Source organism: Rhodanobacteraceae bacterium (assembly GCA_024234055.1).
Taxonomy (GTDB): domain Bacteria; phylum Pseudomonadota; class Gammaproteobacteria; order Xanthomonadales; family SZUA-5; genus JADKFD01.
This window is the reverse complement of sequence record JACKOW010000001.1, coordinates 544,896-563,694: the sequence shown is the minus strand read 5'-3', so window position 1 is coordinate 563,694 and position 18,799 is coordinate 544,896. Positions and strand designations below refer to the sequence as shown.

17 protein-coding genes are annotated in these 18,799 nt (G+C 65.3%); 11 read left to right on the top strand and 6 right to left on the bottom strand.

The window, feature by feature from the left end; translation table 11 throughout:
* Nucleotides 1-83: 83 nt before the first annotated feature.
* From H7A19_02275 to H7A19_02265, 3 genes are all read right to left on the bottom strand, one after another.
* Nucleotides 84-3,305 (bottom strand): efflux RND transporter permease subunit, encoded by a 3,222-nt coding sequence (locus H7A19_02275; GenBank protein MCP5473648.1) that lies wholly within the window; start codon nt 3,303-3,305, stop codon nt 84-86.
* A gap of 375 nt (nt 3,306-3,680) precedes the next feature.
* Nucleotides 3,681-4,754 (bottom strand): efflux RND transporter periplasmic adaptor subunit, encoded by a 1,074-nt coding sequence (locus H7A19_02270; GenBank protein ID MCP5473647.1) that lies wholly within the window; start codon nt 4,752-4,754, stop codon nt 3,681-3,683.
* Nucleotides 4,751-5,392 carry a TetR/AcrR family transcriptional regulator gene (locus H7A19_02265; protein ID MCP5473646.1) on the bottom strand — a complete coding sequence of 214 codons (642 nt, stop codon included), beginning with the start codon at nt 5,390-5,392 and terminating at the stop codon, nt 4,751-4,753. The genes H7A19_02270 and H7A19_02265 overlap by 4 nt, the downstream gene beginning before the upstream one ends.
* Before the next feature lie 402 nt (nt 5,393-5,794).
* On the opposite strand from H7A19_02265, the gene H7A19_02260 reads away from it, so the two are divergent.
* From H7A19_02260 to H7A19_02250, 3 genes are all read left to right on the top strand, one after another.
* Nucleotides 5,795-6,322, top strand: coding sequence for a sigma-70 family RNA polymerase sigma factor (locus H7A19_02260; GenBank protein MCP5473645.1), 528 nt, complete (start codon nt 5,795-5,797; stop codon nt 6,320-6,322).
* Nucleotides 6,295-6,804 carry a hypothetical protein gene (locus tag H7A19_02255; protein MCP5473644.1) on the top strand — a complete coding sequence of 170 codons (510 nt, stop codon included), beginning with the start codon at nt 6,295-6,297 and terminating at the stop codon, nt 6,802-6,804. The genes H7A19_02260 and H7A19_02255 overlap by 28 nt, the downstream gene beginning before the upstream one ends.
* An 88-nt stretch (nt 6,805-6,892) precedes the next feature.
* On the top strand, nt 6,893-7,930 hold the full coding sequence (locus H7A19_02250) for a PDZ domain-containing protein (protein MCP5473643.1): 1,038 nt from the start codon (nt 6,893-6,895) through the stop codon (nt 7,928-7,930).
* Between the two features lie 149 nt (nt 7,931-8,079).
* Here H7A19_02250 and H7A19_02245 read toward each other — a convergent pair whose 3' ends face one another.
* Both H7A19_02245 and H7A19_02240 read right to left on the bottom strand, forming a co-directional pair.
* Nucleotides 8,080-8,403 carry a DUF4124 domain-containing protein gene (locus tag H7A19_02245; GenBank protein ID MCP5473642.1) on the bottom strand — a complete coding sequence of 108 codons (324 nt, stop codon included), beginning with the start codon at nt 8,401-8,403 and terminating at the stop codon, nt 8,080-8,082.
* A complete protein-coding gene (locus tag H7A19_02240; GenBank protein MCP5473641.1) occupies nt 8,400-8,810 on the bottom strand; it encodes a DUF4124 domain-containing protein in 411 nt (136 codons plus the stop codon). The genes H7A19_02245 and H7A19_02240 overlap by 4 nt, the downstream gene beginning before the upstream one ends.
* A gap of 145 nt (nt 8,811-8,955) precedes the next feature.
* Here H7A19_02240 and pssA point away from each other — a divergent pair, with 145 nt between their 5' ends.
* The 4 genes from pssA to H7A19_02220 all read left to right on the top strand — a co-directional run bounded on the left by pssA (nt 8,956) and on the right by H7A19_02220 (nt 12,688).
* Entirely contained in the window at nt 8,956-9,738 is a 783-nt protein-coding gene (gene pssA / locus H7A19_02235) for a CDP-diacylglycerol--serine O-phosphatidyltransferase (protein ID MCP5473640.1), read from the top strand.
* Between the two features lie 17 nt (nt 9,739-9,755).
* On the top strand, nt 9,756-11,405 hold the full coding sequence (locus H7A19_02230; protein ID MCP5473639.1) for a SpoIIE family protein phosphatase: 1,650 nt from the start codon (nt 9,756-9,758) through the stop codon (nt 11,403-11,405).
* 22 nt (nt 11,406-11,427) lie between these two features.
* Entirely contained in the window at nt 11,428-11,763 is a 336-nt protein-coding gene (locus tag H7A19_02225; GenBank protein ID MCP5473638.1) for an STAS domain-containing protein, read from the top strand.
* 127 nt (nt 11,764-11,890) lie between these two features.
* On the top strand, nt 11,891-12,688 hold the full coding sequence (locus H7A19_02220; protein ID MCP5473637.1) for an ABC transporter permease: 798 nt from the start codon (nt 11,891-11,893) through the stop codon (nt 12,686-12,688).
* A gap of 362 nt (nt 12,689-13,050) precedes the next feature.
* Here the strand turns inward: H7A19_02220 and H7A19_02215 are convergent, their stop codons facing one another.
* Nucleotides 13,051-14,355, bottom strand: coding sequence for an amidohydrolase (locus H7A19_02215; GenBank protein ID MCP5473636.1), 1,305 nt, complete (start codon nt 14,353-14,355; stop codon nt 13,051-13,053).
* Between the two features lie 98 nt (nt 14,356-14,453).
* Here H7A19_02215 and H7A19_02210 point away from each other — a divergent pair, with 98 nt between their 5' ends.
* From H7A19_02210 to H7A19_02195, 4 genes are all read left to right on the top strand, one after another.
* Nucleotides 14,454-15,299 carry a hypothetical protein gene (locus tag H7A19_02210; GenBank protein ID MCP5473635.1) on the top strand — a complete coding sequence of 282 codons (846 nt, stop codon included), beginning with the start codon at nt 14,454-14,456 and terminating at the stop codon, nt 15,297-15,299.
* 97 nt (nt 15,300-15,396) lie between these two features.
* The gene (locus H7A19_02205) at nt 15,397-15,819 is read left to right on the top strand and encodes a hemin receptor (protein ID MCP5473634.1); all 423 of its coding nucleotides are present in this window, start codon (nt 15,397-15,399) and stop codon (nt 15,817-15,819) included.
* Between the two features lie 109 nt (nt 15,820-15,928).
* Nucleotides 15,929-17,305: a thymidine phosphorylase gene (gene deoA / locus H7A19_02200; protein MCP5473633.1), complete on the top strand. Its 1,377-nt coding sequence runs from the start codon at nt 15,929-15,931 to the stop codon at nt 17,303-17,305.
* Nucleotides 17,287-18,522, top strand: a complete 1,236-nt coding sequence (locus H7A19_02195) for a phosphopentomutase (protein ID MCP5473632.1) — start codon at nt 17,287-17,289, stop codon at nt 18,520-18,522. Before deoA ends, H7A19_02195 begins: the two co-directional genes overlap by 19 nt.
* The last annotated feature ends 277 nt before the right edge of the window (nt 18,523-18,799 follow it).

Sequence of the window (18,799 nt, the reverse complement as noted above, 5' to 3'; positions counted from 1 at the left end):
GCAAGCAAGCCAGCAGCTCCGGAAACAAACGCCCCCAAAAGACGCGTCATTGCACGCCACCTGTTTTGGCCCGCTCGGGCGGACTACGCCACAGCCACCCGCTGCGCTCGCCGCTCCAGCGCCTTTTCCACCAGTGAATAGACACTGGGCACCACCACCAGGGTCAGCAACGTGGAGCTGATCATGCCGCCGATGACGGCCACCGCCAGCGGCGCGTTGACGTCGGCGCCGGCGCCGACACCGAGGGCGGCGGGCAACAAGGCCAGGATCACCGTCAGCGAGGTCATCAGCACCGGGCGCAGGCGTTTGGGACAGGCTTCGCGCAGGGCGGCATCGATACTCTGGCCCTGTTCGCGCAGCTGGTTGGCCAGATCGACCAGCAGGATCGAGTTCTTGGCCACCAGACCCATCAGCAGCACCAGACCGATCATCGAATAGATGTTCAGCGTGTGCCCGGTGATCCACAGCGCAAACAGACCACCGATGATCGCCAGCGGCTGGGCCACCATGACGATCAGCGGCTGCAGCACCGAGTTGAACTGGCTGGCGAGCACAATGTAGACCAGCGCCACCGCCAGCACGAAGGAGAACTTGATGTAGCCCAGGGTCTTCTCGAACTCGCGCGCCTGCGCCATCAGCTTGATCTCGTAGCCCACCGGCAGCACTTCCGCGGCCACCTCACGCACCTTGTCCACCGCCTCGCTCAAGGTCACGCCGGTCGGCGTGGCGAAGAAATTGGCCGAATACTTGAGGTCGTAGCGATTGATCGCGGCCGGGCCCAGACTGGGTGTCAGCGTGGCCACGGTGTCCAGGCGCACCATGGCGCCGTTGCTGCTGCGCAGATAGATCCGGGTCAGATCCTGGGGCGATTCGATCTGGCCGGGGGCGGCCTTGATGCGGATGTCATAGCGCTCGCCATCGCCGGGTTCGTCGGAGAACTTGGCCACGTCGAAACCGCCGGCCAGCACGTTCAGGGCGCTGGCGATATCGACACTGGCCAGACCCGCCGCGGCGGCGCGGGTGCGGTCGACGCTGAGGCGCAGCGTCGGCAGGTCCAGATTCAGATCCAGATCGACCTTGCCCAGCTCCGGCATCTCGGCGAGGCGTGCAAACAGGGCCTGACTGGCGGCGGCCACTTCACTCAATTCCGGCCCGCTGACGTTGAACTGCAGCGGCTCGCCGCGGCCATTGCCACCACCCACGGTGGGCGGCGGCGAGGCAAAAGCCTTGATGCCGGGAATGGCATTCAGTCGCTCGCGCAAATCGGCCAGCACTTCCGATTGCGAACGTGACCTTTCGCTCCGCGGCACCATGGTCACCGAGGCAATGCCGCGATTGACCTGTCCCAGGTCGCCAAGGCCAATCGCGGTGAACATGCGCAGCACTTCCGGCGTGGCCTTGAGCGCTGCCTCGACCTCGCGCAGGGCCTCGTCGGTCTGGGTGATCGATGAGCCCAGCGGCGTGCGGAAGCTGACCACGAAACGACCGTCATCGGGCTGCGGCGAGAACTCACCGCCGATATGACCGAGGATCAGGCCTGAAGCCAGCACCACCGACAGACCGATGCCAACCACTTTCCAGCGATGCGTCAGTGCCCAGTCCACCAGCCGCTGGTACTGACGATCCATGCCGTCGAAGAAGGCCATCACGGGCCCGCTGATCTTTCCGTGATGCTCACCGACGGTCAGGAAACGCGAGCACAGCATCGGCGTCAGCGTCAGCGACACCAGCAGCGACACGATCACGCCGACCGTCACCACCACCGCAAAGGACTCGAAGAAGCGCCCGATGATGCCGCCGAGGAAGATCACCGCGGCAAAGATGCTGACCAGCGTCAGACTGGCCGCAGTCACGGCGAAGACCACTTCGTTGGAGCCGCGGATGGCGGCGGTGGTGCGTGCGTCAAGTGGCCGGGACTCGGGAGAAGCCAACGCCCCTCCGACCGCCGGTTCTTGATCTCCCCGAGTCCCGAGTCCCGAGTCCCGAGTCCCGGCTTCACTGCCTCCCCGAGTCCCGAGTCCCGAGTCCCGAGTCCCGGCCTCTCTCGCCAGATCCCGATCAAACTCCAGATGCCGATGGATGTTCTCCAGCACCACGATGGCGTCGTCGACGACCACGCCGATCAGCAGCAGCAGGGCCAGCAGGGTCATGGTGTTGAAGGTGTAGCCAGCGAAGTACATCACCGCGACGGCGCCGAGCAGGGACACCGGGATGGCCAGCGAGATGATCATGGTCGAGCGCATGCTCTGCAGGAACAGCCACACCACCAGCGCCGCCAGCAGGGTGCCTTCGATCAGATGGTCCTGCAGCGAGGCGACGATGGCGCGGATGGGCTGGGCGGAATCCACGACCACGTTCAGGGTCATGCCGGCGGGCAGCTGCGGGCGGATATCGCGCTCGATGCGTTCCAGCACGTTGTCGACGATGGCCACGGTGTTGCCATTGCTGACCTTGACGATGCCGATACCGATGGCAGGCTCGCCGTTCACTCGGGCGACGCCGCGGAAATCGGCCAGATCATCGTGAATCGTGGCGATGTCACGCAGACGCACCGGCAGCGGATCGGCGTAGCGCACCACCAGTTCACCCAGCACTTCGGGCTGGTGATATTCCAGATCCAGCTGCAGCAGCTGCTCGGTGCGCTCACCGACCACAAATCCACCGGGCAGGGACAGATGTTCACGGGCGAAGGCTTGGCGCAGATCACGCGCATCGACATTGAAGGCCGCCATCCTGGCCAGATCCACTTCGACCCGGATGGTGCGGTCGCGGCGGCCGCCGAGCAGCACCTGGCCAACGCCATCGATGGTTTCCAGCCGCTTCTTGATGGTGTTGCGGGCGTACTGATTCAGCTGCTGCAGCGTGCGGTCACCCTGCAGCGACAGCCACAGCACCGGATCGGCCCCGAACTCGACCTTGGCCACCACCGGCGGATCGGCTTCGTCCGGCAGGCGCCGCAGGATGGTGTTGACCTTGGCCTGGACCTCGTTGAAGGCCACATCGATGTTCTTCGACAGATCGAACTGCAGGATCACCTGCGACACCCCGGGCTGGGAGGTCGAGGCCACGAAGTCGATGCCGGGAATGGCATTGACCGCACTCTCGATCACGCCGGTCACGCTGGTGTCGACGATGTCCGGATTGGCGCCGGGCAGTACCGTGACCACCGAGACCAGCGGAAACTCGACCTGCGGATAGCGATCGACGCCGATGCGCTGATAGCCGATCAGGCCGAACAGTACCAGCACGATGCTGAGCATCGCGGCGAAGACATGACGGCGGATCGAGAGCGAAGGCAGGGACATGGGCGATCAGGGAAAAGGGGAAAGGAAAGAAGGAAAAGGGGAGATCAAGAGCAGGCGTGCAACCATCATTGGAGGATCGACGCTGCCTGGACCAATGCTTCCGCCGGCGCATCGGCCTGGCACCCGTCCCGCAACTTGTTGCCGCGTCATGGCGGAGAGTGCAGCGACGAAGCAATCCAGCGCCTTGGACATGGCGCACCTGGAGGGCTTCGCCCCGTTCGCAATGAGAGCCACAGTGCCCAGATCGGGATTCCGGTCGCCCGCTCCCAAAGCACGGGGGGAGGGGAGCACCCGGGAGCGGGCGACCAGAAACAGTGAAAATTGTCGGCTTGCGCACTGAACATCAGGCCTGCCTGTGTCGGCCCGCGTCACGGCCTATTCCTCGCGCACCTGCACCAGCGCGCCATCGGTCAGGAAGCCGGCGCCCTTGACCGCGACGCGCTGCCCCGCGTCCAGACCGCTCAGCACTTCCACGTAGCTGCCGGTGCGCACGCCGACCGCGATCGGCGTGGCCTTGACCTTGTCGTCCTCCAGCACATAGACCAGCTCGCCGGCCGGACGCAGCACCAGGGCCTCGATGGGAATGGTCAGTGCATCGGGCCGGGCTTCGAGGATGACCTCGCCGACCACGCTGCCACCGGGCTTCCAATTGCCCGGATTGGGAAAGGCGACGATGGCTTCAATGGCACGATTGTCGCGACCGACGATGGGCCGCAGTTCGTTGATCTGGCCGTCCACGGTGGTGTCAGGCTGATCCGGGAGCACCAGACGTACCTGCTGTCCGACCTGGATGCGCCCGAGGAAGGTCTCGGGGAAGGGCAAGACCGCGCGCAGCGCAGAGGCTGCAGCCAGCTCGATCACCGGATCGCCGCTGCGGACCAGATCGCCGACGGCCACCCGACGCTGCTGGACGATGCCGGCAATCGGCGCCTTGATCGTGGTCATTCTCAGCGCCCACTGCGCCTGTTCCACCGCGGCCCTGGCCTCGTTGACCTGGGCGACGGCGGCGTCAGCGGCGGCACGGGCATCATCCAGCGCACCCTGCGAGACCGCACCGCTGCTGCGCAGGTCGACCAGTCTGGCCAGCGAGGTCTGGGCATTGTCGCGCTGTACTTCTGCGCGGCGCAGTGAGGCGCGCGCCGATTTCAGCGCCAGTTGCTGTACTTCATCGTCGAGTCGCGCCAGCGGCTGGTCCACCGTGACCTTGCTGCCGGCATCGACCAGCAGTTCGATGACGCGGCCGGTGGCTTCAGCTTTCACCAACGGCAATTCCGGCGAGGTGATCACGCCGACACTGCGCTCGACATTGGCCACCTCGCGCACCGTTGGCGCCTGCGCCGTGATCGGCGTGCCCCGCGGTGCCGGCTTGGTCTCTTCGCTGTGACATCCCGCCAGCGTCAGCAAGGCGCCGGCCAGGATCAGGAGATGTTTGGTTCCGCGCGCACTCATGCCACCACTCCAGAAGTATCAGCAGGCAGGTCGCGCACCAGCGCGCCATGCAGAATCAGATCAGACACGCGTTCGGCCAGGACGCAACCGTCGGCGCCGAAAGCCATGTCGGGGATAGCCTTGAGCGTCGGTCCCGCGAGAAAGCCGAAGACGTCGACGGCCACCAGTGTCAAGGCCAGCACCGCCGGCTCCACATCGGCGCGCAACTCGCCTGAAGCCTGACCCGAAGCCACCAGTTCCAACAGACGCTGCCTGGCGTCGCCAAAGATCTCGCGGGCAATCTCCGGTCCATGCTGACCCTCACCAAACAACTCGCGCAGCAGCAGCCGGGTTTGCGGCTCACGTTCACGCAGGCGCCGGGAATGCCAGACCACGAACAGGCGGATGCGCTCGGCCAGCGTGGGCGCGCTGCGCGTGAGCTCTGCCAGCTCCTTCGGAAAATCCGCCGCGGCATGCTTGAGCGCTGCCAGGTACAGATCATCCTTGTTGGCAAAGTGATGAAAGATGTTGGCCTTGCTGACCTGTGCTGCCGTGGCCAGATCGTTCATCGACACGCCGGCAAAACCGCGGGCGGCAAACAGCCGCACGGCCTCGTCGAGGATGCGGTCGATGGCACTGCGGTCAGCGGCTTCAGACATGTCCGCATGTTACTGACCGATTGGTCGGTCAGTCAATGAGGGCGAGGTGATGGGCCTGTGATTGATTGTCCGTTGTGGGGCACGGGGCACGAGATAAGCTGGTGAATGCGCGGCTCTTGTAGGTCCAGACTTGTCTGGACGCTTCTGCATCAACGAGCGAAAAGCGTCCAGACAAGTCTGGACCCACAGAAGCATGCAAGCGCCGGGTTCATGGCCCGTGGGCAGTCTCAGGCCGAAACAGGTGGCTCACATTGACGCCGGGCCCTGCCCCAATTGCAAACGATGATGATCTTCTGCCGCTGACCTCTGCCCGCTGCGACCCTTTGCCGCGTGGGCGCATCCTATGGGCCTGTGAGCACCTCATCCTTTGCCATCGACGTACCCGACTTGCTGATTGCGCGCATGAAACGCCGCGATCTGGAGGCCTTCGAGCAGGTTTATCGCCTGTTCGACCGCCCGGTGTACACCCTGGCGCTGCGATTGTTGGGTAACGAGACCGAGGCCTATGACCTGTTGCAGGACAGTTTCCTGAAACTGTTCGAGCAGGTCAGCCAGTACCGCAGCGAAGCACCGTTCTGGTCATGGCTGCGGCGGATCGTGGTCAATACCGCCTTGATGCGACTGCGCGGGCGGCGACCGATGGACGAGCTCGATTCGCTGATGCTTGACCACCTCAGCGACAGCGGCCCGGATCCGGTGGACAGCGTGAGCGCTCAGGACCTGAAGCGGGCACTGGGCCAGCTGCCAGCGCTGTCGCGCGCGGTGCTGTGGCTTTACCACGTCGAGGGCTACACCCATGAGGAGATCGCCGACGCCTTCGAACGCACGGTGAGTTTTTCCAAATCGCAGGTGGCGCGCGCCAGTGCCCGCCTGCGCACATTGCTGAATCAGGAGGATGAACAATGGAATCCCGCGTCGATACCAGCTTGAAGCGCAGGCTGCTCGCGCTGCCGCTGGAGACGCCGCCCGCCGATGCATGGGCGAAGATCCGCGCCAGGGCCGAGGCGCCGGCAGCATCGCGCCGGACTCGACGTACACCTTCACCCTGGTGGCTGGCACTCGCCGCCGGCGCGGCGGCAATCGCGCTGCTGCCGAGCGCGTTGCAGCCGCCAGCGGTGCTGGCACCAGCGCCGGCGGTCGCGGGGGCCCCGGTCAATGCCCTGGTGCAGCGCTCGCAGGCACTGGAATCGGAGATCCGCAGCCTGCGCGCGGCCAACCCGGCGCTGGCAGAGGCCCAATACCAATGGGAGCGGGCGATCGAGAACGACCTCGCCGTCATTGATGTCGGCCTGGCCGAGCGCGGCCCGCAGCAGGCGCAGCTCTGGCGTGAACGCGTGCGCCTGCTCGAAGAACTGAAAACCGCCACACAAATGGATGCCGGCCCGATGCTGCTGCAGGCTCGCCTGGACTGAAGCCGCATCGGCGACGATGAAGGATCACCGTCGATAGCTCCACGCACACAGGCACTGAACCAAAAACCACGAGTTGGGAGAGACACCGATGAATCGCAAGTTTCAAGGATTGGGGCTGGCGCTGGCCATCGCCCTGGGCAGCGGCAACCTCTGGGCTGCCGAGGGGGACAAGGCCGACAACGAGCAGATCCGGCAACAGCTGCGTGAAGCGCAACAGCAGCTGGCCGAGGTTGGAAAGCGCGTGGCCGAACTCTCGGCGCAGGTGGGCGGAGACCCGGCCCGCGTGCAGATGTTCCGCTTCCTCGGCGATCCGGATCGAGCCGTGATCGGCGTCATTCTGGGCGAGGGCAACAGCGAGGGCGTCAAGGTGCAAGGTGTCACGCCCGGCGGTCCGGCGGAAAAGGCCGGTCTTCGGCCCGGAGATGTGATTACCGCGGTACGCGGTGCCCGCGTCAGCGGCGACCAGGCGCAGCTGGCGCTGCGGGAATCGCTCAAGGGCCTGAAAGATGGCGACAAGGTCAAGCTCAGTGTGCGCCGCGACGGCAAGACCTTCGACAGCGAGATCTCGGCGGAGCGTCAGGGCAGCATCGAATTCACGGCGGCCCCGAATGCGCGCGCCTTCTGGTTTGATTCCGGGGACCTGCCGGCCATGGCGCCGCTGCCCGAGGGATTCGACCAGGAGATCGAGACCATCGTCGAGCGCGCCCTGGGCGATGCACCCCACGAGCACATCAACATCATGACCCGCCTGGGCACCGGCGGACTGCGCCTGAGCTCGATGAACCCTGGCCTGGGGCATTACTTTGGCGTCAACGAGGGCGCGCTGGTGCTGGAAATCAACGGTGATGACTACGCCGGCCTGCAGCCCGGCGACGTGATTCTGGAAGTTGACGGCAAGGCTGTCAGCGACCCGCGAGAGGCCATGCGCGAGCTTGGCAACCACGACGCCTCACGACCGGTGGAAGTCAAGGTGCAACGCGATCGGGTACCGCAACTGGTGTCGGTCAAGACGCCCGAGAAACGAATGCTGCTCCGCGAAATGGTAGCGCCGCCGGCACCGCCATCGGCGCCACCACCGCCCTCCGCGCCGGCACCGACCTGGAAGGAACGATCCTCGTCGATCTGAACTCCGACGCCCCGCCGCGTCGGCGCTGCGGATAGCGCACCCGGCCATTCTCCCGTTCGGAAGGATGGCCGGGCAGCGATATCGCTCAAGCGCAGGCGGCGAACCCCGGGATCATCGAACCCAGTTGATGCGCCCCCTCCCGGAGATCCCTAATCCTGCTCCGGCGCCACACCCGATGGCAGCACATTGGTGTCGGGGTCTACGGTGATGGCCTCAAAGCTGCGGCCTTCAGGAGGCCGATCGGTGATGTTCCAGCGGCCCTGATCATCCTTCCACTTGTACAGCACCGGATTGCGGGCAGCGGGCTGGACGGGCTCTGGCAGATGCTCACGCACGGCTTCGGGAATGCTCTGAGGCGCCAGCCACCACCAGGCAAGCGCAGCTGCGCCGATCAACAGCAGACCGAGCAACCAGTGCCTGGCTCGGCCGGACTGGCTGGCGCCGCCCGGCCGCCCACTGCGGCGCGATGTCATTGTGCGGGCGGCGGTGCCGCAGATTTGTCGCATTCAGCCTGCGCCGCTCGATAGCGCTCCAGCAATGGCCCGCGTTCTTCAGCGGTCATCGGCCGGGTGCTGCCGTCGTCGGCCTGGATCTCGAGGGTGTCCGACCCGCCTTCAAGATTGCGGACGCTGTCGCGAATCATCTGACAGCGCGCCACTTCCTTGGAATCAACCACCACTTCAGGCTGCGTGGCCTCCCGCCTGGGACCGCGTCGCAGCTCCAGTTCCTCGGCTTGCACCTGCTCGTCCGGCTTGGCCGAATAGTGCACGGTGCCGTTTTCGTCGGTCCATTTGTACATCTTGGTCTTGCCCGTCTGCTGCGCCATGGCCGCCGCCGACAGACCCAGGGAAACCACCACCATTGCAGTTATCCATCGCATCGCACGCCACTCCGATTTCAATCAACGGGTGAAGCTGCCCTGCTTGTCCAGATAGACTGGCCGCAACAAAGCGCGGTGGTCAGGGCGACACAGTTATACAATGCGCGCTTCCGGCGGTCGCTATCCGCCATCGCAAAGTTGATCGATGAGCGCACCTGAGCCCGAGAACCGACGTCGCCCACCCGGCATCTACCTGTTGCCCAACCTGCTGACCACTGGGGCCCTGTTCTCCGGCTTCTATGCCATCGTGGCGGCCATCAACGGCCAGTTCGTGGCCGCCGTGACCGCGGTCTTTGTCGCTGCCCTGTTCGATGGCCTGGACGGCCGCGTGGCGCGCATGACCAACACCCAGAGCGAGTTCGGCGTGCAGTACGACAGCCTTTCCGATCTGATCAGCTTCGGCCTGGCGCCAGCGCTGGTGGTCTACATGTGGGCGCTGGCGGGCTTGCGCGAGTACGGCAATTTCACCGGCAAGCTGGGCTGGCTGATCGCTTTTCTCTACACTGCCTGTGCGGCGCTTCGTCTGGCGCGCTTCAATACCCAGGCCGGGCACAGCGACAAGCGCTTCTTCACCGGACTGGCCAGTCCTGCGGCGGCCGGGGCCTTGATGGCCTTCGTCTGGGCCATGGAGAGCTTTGACTTCGTGGGCGGCAGCGTGCGTTGGTTCGCGCTGGTGCTGACACTGGCCCTGGCCTTGCTGATGGTGTCGCGCGTGCCCTATTTCAGTTTCAAGGTCTGGCCCGAGCGGGTGCCGTTCTTCTGGATTCTGGTTGTCGTTGTCGCCATTGTGCCGGTGGCTGCACATCCACCCTCGGTGCTGCTGATGATCGGGCTGGTGTATGTGGCCAGCGGTCCGGTCATGTGGGCCTGGCGTCGACTGCGGCGGCGGGCCGTCAACTCGCCGCAGAAGCCGGAATCGAGCGTGTGAGCCAGGAAATGCCAAACGTGTCGCCGTCCACCCATCTGGCCGGTATCGGCGCGGAGGAGGCCGGCATCCTCGCCGACTTCAGCCACGCCTTTGCGGCCTCGATGGACGTGGGCGAGACCCTCAGGCGCGCCGTCTCGCAGATTGCCGATCACATGAATGCCGAAGCCGCGGCGGTCTTTCTGACCGATCCGCTGACCGGCGACATCGAGTGCCGCGCCTGCGCCGGACCGGTGGATGTGGTCGGACTACGGGTGCAGCGCGGCAAGGGCATCGTCGGCCGGGCGATCGCCGCGAACCGGGTGGAGATGGTGCGCGACACCAGTCTTGATCCGGACTATCTCGGCGACCAGCGCGGTTTTCACACCCGCTCCATTCTGTGCGCCCCCTTGGATTCCGCCGACGGCGCCATCGGTGCGCTGCAGGTGCTGAACAAGCGCGACGGCGCCCTGTTCGACCAGCACGACGCCAATGTGCTGCGGCTGCTGGCCGTGCCGACCGCGCTGGCGCTCAACAATGCCCGCCTGACCCGGGAACTGGTCGAACAGAACCGCATCAAGCGCGAATTCCAGTTGGCGCGGCAGATGCAGAAAACGCTGCTGCCGGCGCGTCGGCGCGACTTTCCGGTGACCGCGCTGAATCTGCCGGCGCGCGAGATTTCCGGAGACTTCTACGACTACTTCGAACTGGCTGACGGCCGCATCGCCTTCTGCGTCGGCGACGTTGCCGGCAAGGGCATGGACGCCGCGCTGCTGATGGTGCGGGCGTCGAGCTGCCTGCGCTGGGCCGGCCGCGATGGCACGCCGCCGGGTCAATGGCTGACCAAGGTCAATCGCGAGCTCAGCGAAACCGTCACCCGGGGCATGTTCGTCTGCGCCGTCGCCGGCTACTACGACCCGGCCACCAGTTGCATCGAGATGGCCAATGCCGGCTTTCCGCCGCTGCTGCTCAGACGCGCCGACGAAAGCGTGCAGGAGCTGCCAGCCGATGGCCCGCCGCTGGGCATACTCGGTGACTTTCAATACCGCGAGGAACGCGTGGCTCTTGCCGGCGGCAGCCTCTATGCCTTTTCCGATGGTGTGACCGATGTGCGCGGCCCCGAGCGCCGACCGATCGGCATCGAAGGCGTGCGCGATCTGATTTCGCGCGTGTCAGGCCTGAGTCCGCGCGCGCGCGTCCGCGCCATCGTGGGCCAGTTGCGCAAGATGACCCTCGCCGACGACACCACATTGATGCTGATCGCCGATGATAGGGCCCCGGCCCGCTATCTGGGCGGCCTGGCCGGCTCCAGCGACCCGGAAAACCTGCGACTGGTGAGGCGCAAGGTCACGGAGGTGCTGACCCAGCTCGGCTTTGGCGAGAAGCAGCGGCAGACCATGGTGCTGGCGGTGGATGAGGCTGTAGCCAATGTGATCCGCCACGCCTACGGCGGCTGCTGCGAAGGCCGGGTGGAACTCTCGGTGTGGCTGGATACCGATGCGGTCCGCTTCGAATTGCGCGACTATGCCGATCCGGTCGATCCGAATCTGATCAAGCCACGCGATTTGTCCGAGTGCCGCCCCGGTGGCCTTGGTATCAATCTGATCGACAGTGTCATGGACCACTGGGTTTTCCGACACCCCGAAGAGGGTGGCGGTAATCTGCTGACCATGATCAAACGACTACCCTGAATTCCGCTGCAAGGAGCCCCCCGTGAGTGACGTCAACGACTGTGCTACCGAAGACCATCAAGACATCCGGCTGGTCCGGGTTCGAGGCGAGGTTGATCTGTCCTGGTCGCAGCGCTTGCGCAAGAGCATCCTGGACTCGCTGGCCGCCAGCAAGCATGTCGCCGTCGACCTGTCGGCCGTGACCTATATCGATTCCTCCGGGATCGCCGCCCTGGTCGAAGGCTTCCAGAACGCCCGCGGCAAGAGCCAGAGGTTCAGTCTGGTCGCGGTCAGCAAACCGGTCATCGCGGTGCTGGAACTGGCTCGCCTGGACCGCGTGTTTCCGATCTTTGCCGATCTGGAAGAGGCGAGGAAATGAGGGTGGCGAGTGAAACGTCAAAGGACAAAGGTCAATCAGGGCATCGCCACGCAATCTGCATCGTGAGCCCTGTGGATTCTCGATATTCCATTTTGCGTTTTACGTTTTACGTTTTACCTGGATCCCCATGACTCCCCTCTACAACGGCATCGTCTCGATCGGCCGCGGCACGGTGCGGATGGTCGATGAACTGGGTTATTTCGGCGCGCTGCTGATCGAGACCTTCTATTTCACCTTTGCCGGCTGGCGGGTCGGGCAACCGCTGCGGATCAAGGCGGTGTTCGAGCAGATCCGCCAGATCGGCGTCGACGCGGTGCCGATCGTGGCGCTGCTGGCGGTGACCATCGGCCTGTCGCTGGCGATCAATGGCATTGCCCAGCTCGAACGCTTCGGCGCCGAGAGTGCGATCGTGGTTGGCCTGGGCATCGGCGTCACCCGCGAATTCGGCCCGCTGATCACCGGCATCGTCATCGCCGGCCGCACCGCCTCGGCGCTGGCAGCGCGAATCGGCTCAATGACCGTATCGCAAGAGGTGGATGCGCTGCGCGTGATCGGCGTTGAACCGGTGCGCTATCTGGCGGCACCGCCGATGATCGCGGCGCTGATCATGATGCCCTGCCTGACCCTGATCGCCGATTTCTTCGCCATCGTCGGCGGCGCCGTGTTCGCGCTGTCGGCCGTGGACATGAGCCTGTCCGGCTTTCTCTACCAGTGCCTGGTGGTGCTGGAACCCTGGGACATCAATCAGGGCCTGATCAAGAGCGTGGTCTTCGGCGCCCTGATCGTGCTGATCGGCGTGGCCACCGGCTTCTCCGTCACCGGCGGCGCCGAAGGCGTAGGCCGCGCCACCACCCGCGCCGTGGTCCTGAGCATCTGCGCCATCCTGGTCGCGGACATGGTGTTCAGTTTCTTCTTGAATCGGTGAGGAGCAGTGAAACGTCAACGGTAAAACGTCAACAGAAGCAGGCCTTGATCCGGTGTTCAGGCACGCCGACGCCGCGCCTGGTTGGGTAGGTCAACTTGGCCGCGCGGGGCGCTTCGTGACGCAAACCCTGTGGGAGCGGCTTCAGCCGCGATTGCAGTATGCGGGACTCTAAGTCCATTCCTCGCCATTCGCCGCAGGCGCTTCGATGGCAGGCGCTCTGCTTCATCGATGTCAGGTAGACCGCTGCATGGACTACGTGAGCCACGTTCCGAGACCAACATTGGCAGAGCATTCGCGGCTGAAGCCGCTCCCACTGCAGCGCCGGTTGCCGCCTGAGTCAGCTTCGAATTGACGTTTGACGTTTAACGTTTTACTGCTTCAGAAACCACCTCCAGCATCGCCGCCATGCCCACCGCCAGTGCGCCCTCATCCAGGTAGAACTTGGGGGAATGGTTGGATGGTGCCGTGGCCGGATCCTGATCCAAGGGGGTGGCGCCAACGAAGAAGTAGAAACCGGGCACTTCCTCGGCGAAATAGGCGAAGTCCTCGGCCACGGTGGACATCGGGATCTCGATGAGCCGGGTCACGCCCGGGGCGCGGGCGAGTGCTGGGCGCAGACGTTCGGTCAGCGCTACATCGTTGCGGGTTACCAGGGTGTGCTGGGCGAAACTGGTCTCGGCACTGGCGCCGTGGGCGGCGGCGGTGTGTTCGGCGATCTGCTGGATGTCGGCCCAGATGGCGTCGCGCACTGGGATTTCGAAGCTGCGCACGGTGCCGATCATCTCGACCTGATCGGGGATGATGTTGTAGCGGATGCCACCCTTGATCGCGCCCACCGAGACCACGGCTGGCGAACGGGTGATGTCGACGCGACGACTGACGATGCTCTGCAAACCATCGACGATGCGCGCAGCCACCAGCACCGGATCAACGCCCATCCATGGCCTCGAGCCATGGGTTTGCACGCCCTTGACGATGATCTTGAAACTGTCGGATTCGGCCATGAAGGGGCCGGCACGTACGCCCACTGTGCCCACGTGCATGTTCGAGAACACATGCATGCCGAGCACTGCGTCTGGCTTGCGTGGCGGCGCAAAGACGCCGTCCTTGAGCATCAGCGGGGCGCCACCCTCCTCGCCTTCGGGCGGGCCTTCCTCGGCGGGCTGGAAGATCAGCAGGATCGAACCCTGCAGCGTGTCTTTCTGCGCCGCCAGCGCGCTGGCGATACCCATCTGCATGGCCGTATGCGCATCGTGGCCACAGGCATGCATGACCCCGACCTTCTCGCCGCGGAACTCCGCCTGGGCCTTGGACGCAATGGGCAGATCGACTTCCTCGGTGACCGGCAGGGCGTCGATGTCGGCGCGGATGGCGATCAGCGGGCGTTCGCTGGCACCGCGCAGATAGGCGACAACGCCGGTGTGGGCAACGCCGGTGCGCACTTCATAGCCGAGTTGCCGCAGATGCTCGGCAACAATGCCGGCGGTGCGGGTTTCGCGATTGCCGAGCTCCGGGTGCTGATGGAAATCGCGGCGCCAGCCGACCACCTGATCCAGCAACTGTGGTGTCAGCGGGGATGCGCCCTGATCCTCAGCCACTGCGGGCTCGGTGGCCAGCCCGGCGCACAGCAGCAGGGCTGAAATCAGCGTTGACATTGCCAATCGCATGGAGCGTCTCCTCGATTCATTCAGCGCGAGTGTGCCAGCATTCGCTGCTGGATGCTGACCCTGGGCGGCCACCGCCGACATCGACTCGCGGGATTTTCATGTACGTAGATACACTACCCAGCCTGGCCCGTGAGTACTGGCATGCGCTGGCACACAGCAAACCCGGCCTGGCCCATGATGAGGCCATTCCGCGAGCCCGACTGGAAGTCGGCAAGCTGCGCGTGGACCCGCAGGCGTTGGCGCGTTACCGCAGCTTTGTCGGCAGCGGCGAGAACTTTCCGCTGGCTTATGCCTATGTGCTGGCGCAGCCGGCGCATTTCCATCTGATCAACCAACCGGACTTTCCGGTGCGCTGCGTGGGCCTGGTGCATGCCAGCAACCACACTCGGCGCCTGGGTGAGATCGATGCGAGTCAGCCGCTGGCACTGAGTGTCGCCGTCACGGAGGACCATCCGCGTCGGCGCGGTCGCGAATTCATGCTGCACACGGTGCTGAGCCAGAACGGCCGCGATCTGATCGAGATGGACAGCGCCTGCTTCACTCGCGTGCGCGGAGCTCCCCGTGGCGAATCCTCGCGCCCCGCCGAGGCGCCACCAGTTCAGGTCGAGGCGGGCGAACGCCTGGTCGACCTGCGTTTCGCCGCCCATTTCGGCCGCCGCTACGCGCGCGTCTCGGGGGACTACAACCCCATTCATCTGGCCGCCTGGCTGGCTCGCCCTTTCGGCTTCCGCCGCGCCATCGCCCACGGTGTCGGCAGCATGGCCCGCATCGAAGCGGAACTGGCGCGCAACAGCGGGACGGCCACCCGCGAGATGGCCATCCGCTTCCGCCGGCCGCTGGAGCTGCCTGGGCAAACGGTGCTGCACCGCTGTGCGCAGGATCCCGCCGGCTATGTGCTGCTGGATGCCAATGGTCGTGAGCTGCTGAGCGGTGTCCGCCGTTGACCCAATGATTTTTTTGGCGGGTTGCCTCCTGCTGCTGCGTATCCCTCTGACGAGCGCCGTTGATCAGGCAAGGGCGCAGTCAAAGGAGCAGCTTGACATGCAGATCATTCAACGCGAGATCGTCCGATCCAGTTTCGCCGAAATGACGCCGAGTACCTCGGCGCTGGCACAGGCCTTCTACCAGGAATTGTTTGCGCTGGATCCCGGCGTACACCGGCTATTCGTCACTGATCCGCATCTGCAAAGGGAAAAACTGCTGCAGATGATCGGCACAGCTGTGGACCTGCTGGAAGATCCGGAGCGGCTGAAGTCGCTGCTGCAGCAACTGGGTCGGCGCCACGTTGGCTATGGCGTGCGCCAGAGCCATTACCTGCTGGTCGGGCTGGCCCTGGCGCGCAGCCTGGAGCGGGTCCTTGGCGATCGCTGCACCGCCGACGTCAAGCAAGCCTGGATGCGCTTTTGCCGGTTGATCACGCGCAACATGATCGCCGGCGCGGCAGACCTGACGGCCGCTGCCTGAGCGGAATCGGGCCGACACGGTTCGCCGCAGGCACGCGGCTTGACCGTGGTCAGACCTTGACTGGAGGCTACGGTCCACACTATGGCGATCGCAGATTCACGGTTGCCCCATGTGCGCCCTTGCCGAACAACCCGCGCTGCCCCAGGAGTTGCTGCGGCAGTTGCGACTGGGACACCGGCTCAGCGTTGCCGACCTTCAATCGCTGGTCGCCGGGATCAGTGATGGCAGCTGGGGCGACGCCCAGGTCGCCGCCTTCGCGATGGCCGTCTGCACTCTCGGCCTCAGCGAGGACGACACCACCCGCCTGACACTGGCCATGCGCGACAGCGGTCGGGTGCTGGCCTGGCATGGCCTGGGCTATGACCGCCCGGTGCTCGACAAGCATTCCACCGGCGGCGTCGGCGATCTGGTCAGCCTGGTACTGGCGCCGATGCTCGCCGCCTGCGGCGCCTACGTACCGATGCTGTCGGGGCGCGGCCTCGGGCACACCGGGGGTACCCTGGACAAGCTCGAGGCCATTCCGGGCTATCAGGCGCAGCCGGATCTGGACCTGTTTCGTCGCGTTGTTCGTGACTCCGGGCTGGCCATCGTGGGTGCCGGTGCTGATCTGGCACCCGCCGACCGGCGCCTGTATGCCATACGCGACGTCACCGGCACGGTCGAATCGCTGCCGCTGATCACGGCATCGATCCTGTCCAAGAAGCTGGCGGCGGGCACCGACGCGCTGCTGCTGGACATCAAGACCGGCAATGGCGCCTCGATGAGCACGCTGGATCAGGCGCGGGCGCTGGCGCGCAGTCTGGTGCAGATTTCGACGCGAGCGGGATTGCCGGCGCGGGCCTTGATCACCGACATGAGCCAGCCGCTGGCACCCGCCGTCGGCAATGCCCTGGAACTGCGCTGCGCGCTGGACTATCTGCGTGGCGACCGGCGACCCGAGCGTCTGCATCGGGTCAATCTGGCGCTGGGCAGCGAGCTGCTCTGCCTCGGCGGACTGGCATCGGATCTGCTCGCCGCCGAAACCAAGCTGCGGCGCTGCCTGGAGGATGGCTCGGCGGCGGAGCGTTTCGCGCACATGGTCACGGCGCTGGGCGGGCCATCGGATCTGCTCGACCAGGCCGACCGGCATCTGCCGGCGGCGGCCGTCATCGCGCCGGTATTTGCGACCGGCGTCGGCAGGGTCAGCGCCATCGACTGCCGGCGGCTGGGCATGCTCATCGTGGCCCTGGGCGGCGGTCGCAGCCAGCCCGACCAGCGCATCGATCATGCGGTGGGCCTGAGCGAAGTGGCCGAACTCGGCAGCCTGGTCGATGGCGAACGCCCGCTGGCCATCGTCCATGCCCGCGATGCGGCTGCGCATGCGCGCGCAGCGTCCGAACTCCGCTCGGCCTATGCCCTGACCCGGACAGTGCCAACGCTGCCGCCCTTGATCCATGATCGCGTCGAATTCCAAACCGGGGAGCTGCCATGCGCCGTGCCTGGCTGATCGTGCTGGATTCCCTAGGGATCGGCGCCCTGCCCGATGCCGAGCGTTTTGGCGATGTCGGTGCCGATACCCTGGGACATATCGCCCAGTGGTGCGCGCGAACGATGGACCAGGGCGGGCGCGGGCGGCCTTTGACCATACCGAACCTGGTGCGGCTGGGCCTGGCTCAGGCAGCCGCACTGGCGAGCGGCAAGGCGCTGCCCGGATGCGAGGACCAGATGCCCCCGCAAGCCCGCTGGGCCTGCGCCCGCGAGCGCTCCACCGGCAAGGACACGATCTCCGGCCATTGGGAGATTGCCGGAGTCCCGGTGCTGTTCGAGTGGGGATACTTCCGTTCACCCGAGCAATCCTTCCCGGCCGAATTGCTGCGGGCCCTGATCGATACCGGCGGCATTGACGGGGTGCTAGGCAACTGCCATGCCTCCGGCACCGAGATCATCGCCCGCCTCGGTGCCGAGCACCTGCGCAGCGGTTGGCCTATCGTCTACACCTCGGCCGATTCGGTGTTGCAGATCGCCGCTCACGAGGAGCGATTCGGGCTGGAACGTTTGTACCAACTGTGCGCGCAGGCCCGGGTGCTGGTCGATCCCTACCGCATCGGACGGGTCATCGCCCGTCCCTTCAGCGGCAGCGACGCCGCCAGTTTCAAGCGCACACCCAATCGCCGCGACTATGCGGTACCGCCGATCGCGCCTACGCTGCTCGATCGATTGCAGCAACAGGAGGTCGAGGTCACAGGCGTCGGCAAGATCAGCGACATCTTCGCCGGCCAGGGCATCAGCCGCTCGATCAAGGCGCATGGCATCGAGGCGCTGATGCGGGCCTCGCTGCAGGCGTTTCGAGCCGCGACGAAACCGACACTGGTGTTCACCAATCTGGTCGATTTCGATCAGGAATACGGCCATCGCCGCGATGTCGCCGGCTATGCCGCCGCGCTCGAGCACTTTGACACGCTGCTGCCCGACGCGCTGGATCAACTGACCGACGACGATCTGGTCGTGCTCTGCGCCGATCACGGCAACGACCCGACCTGGCCCGGCAGTGATCACACCCGCGAACACATTCCCGTTCTGGCCGTCAGTCCGGCGCTCACGCCCGTCGGTTGCGGCATCCGTGACAGCTTTGCCGACATCGGCGCCAGTGTGGCCGAATGGTTCGGACTGCCGCCACTGCCGCATGGGCAATCGATGCTGGGCGATGTTGCCTGCAGTGGGTGAAGAGCATGGGTCCGCGAAGGACGCAAAGGACGCGAAGAAATGCTCCAGAAAAGAAGTACCTGTCGCGCTTGGTGGCGAACAAGTTGCACATCGGGCACTGAGTCCACCTGTGGGAGCGGGCTCTGCCCGCGATCGCTGGTCGAATTGCCGGGGAGTTCGCGGGCAGAGCCCGCTCCCACCGTCTTGTCTGGCGGAGCCATTGCGTGCGATCGCTCCGCACCCATCCATCAAACTTGATTTCTTTGCGCCCTTGGCGTCCTTTGCGGACAAATGCTCT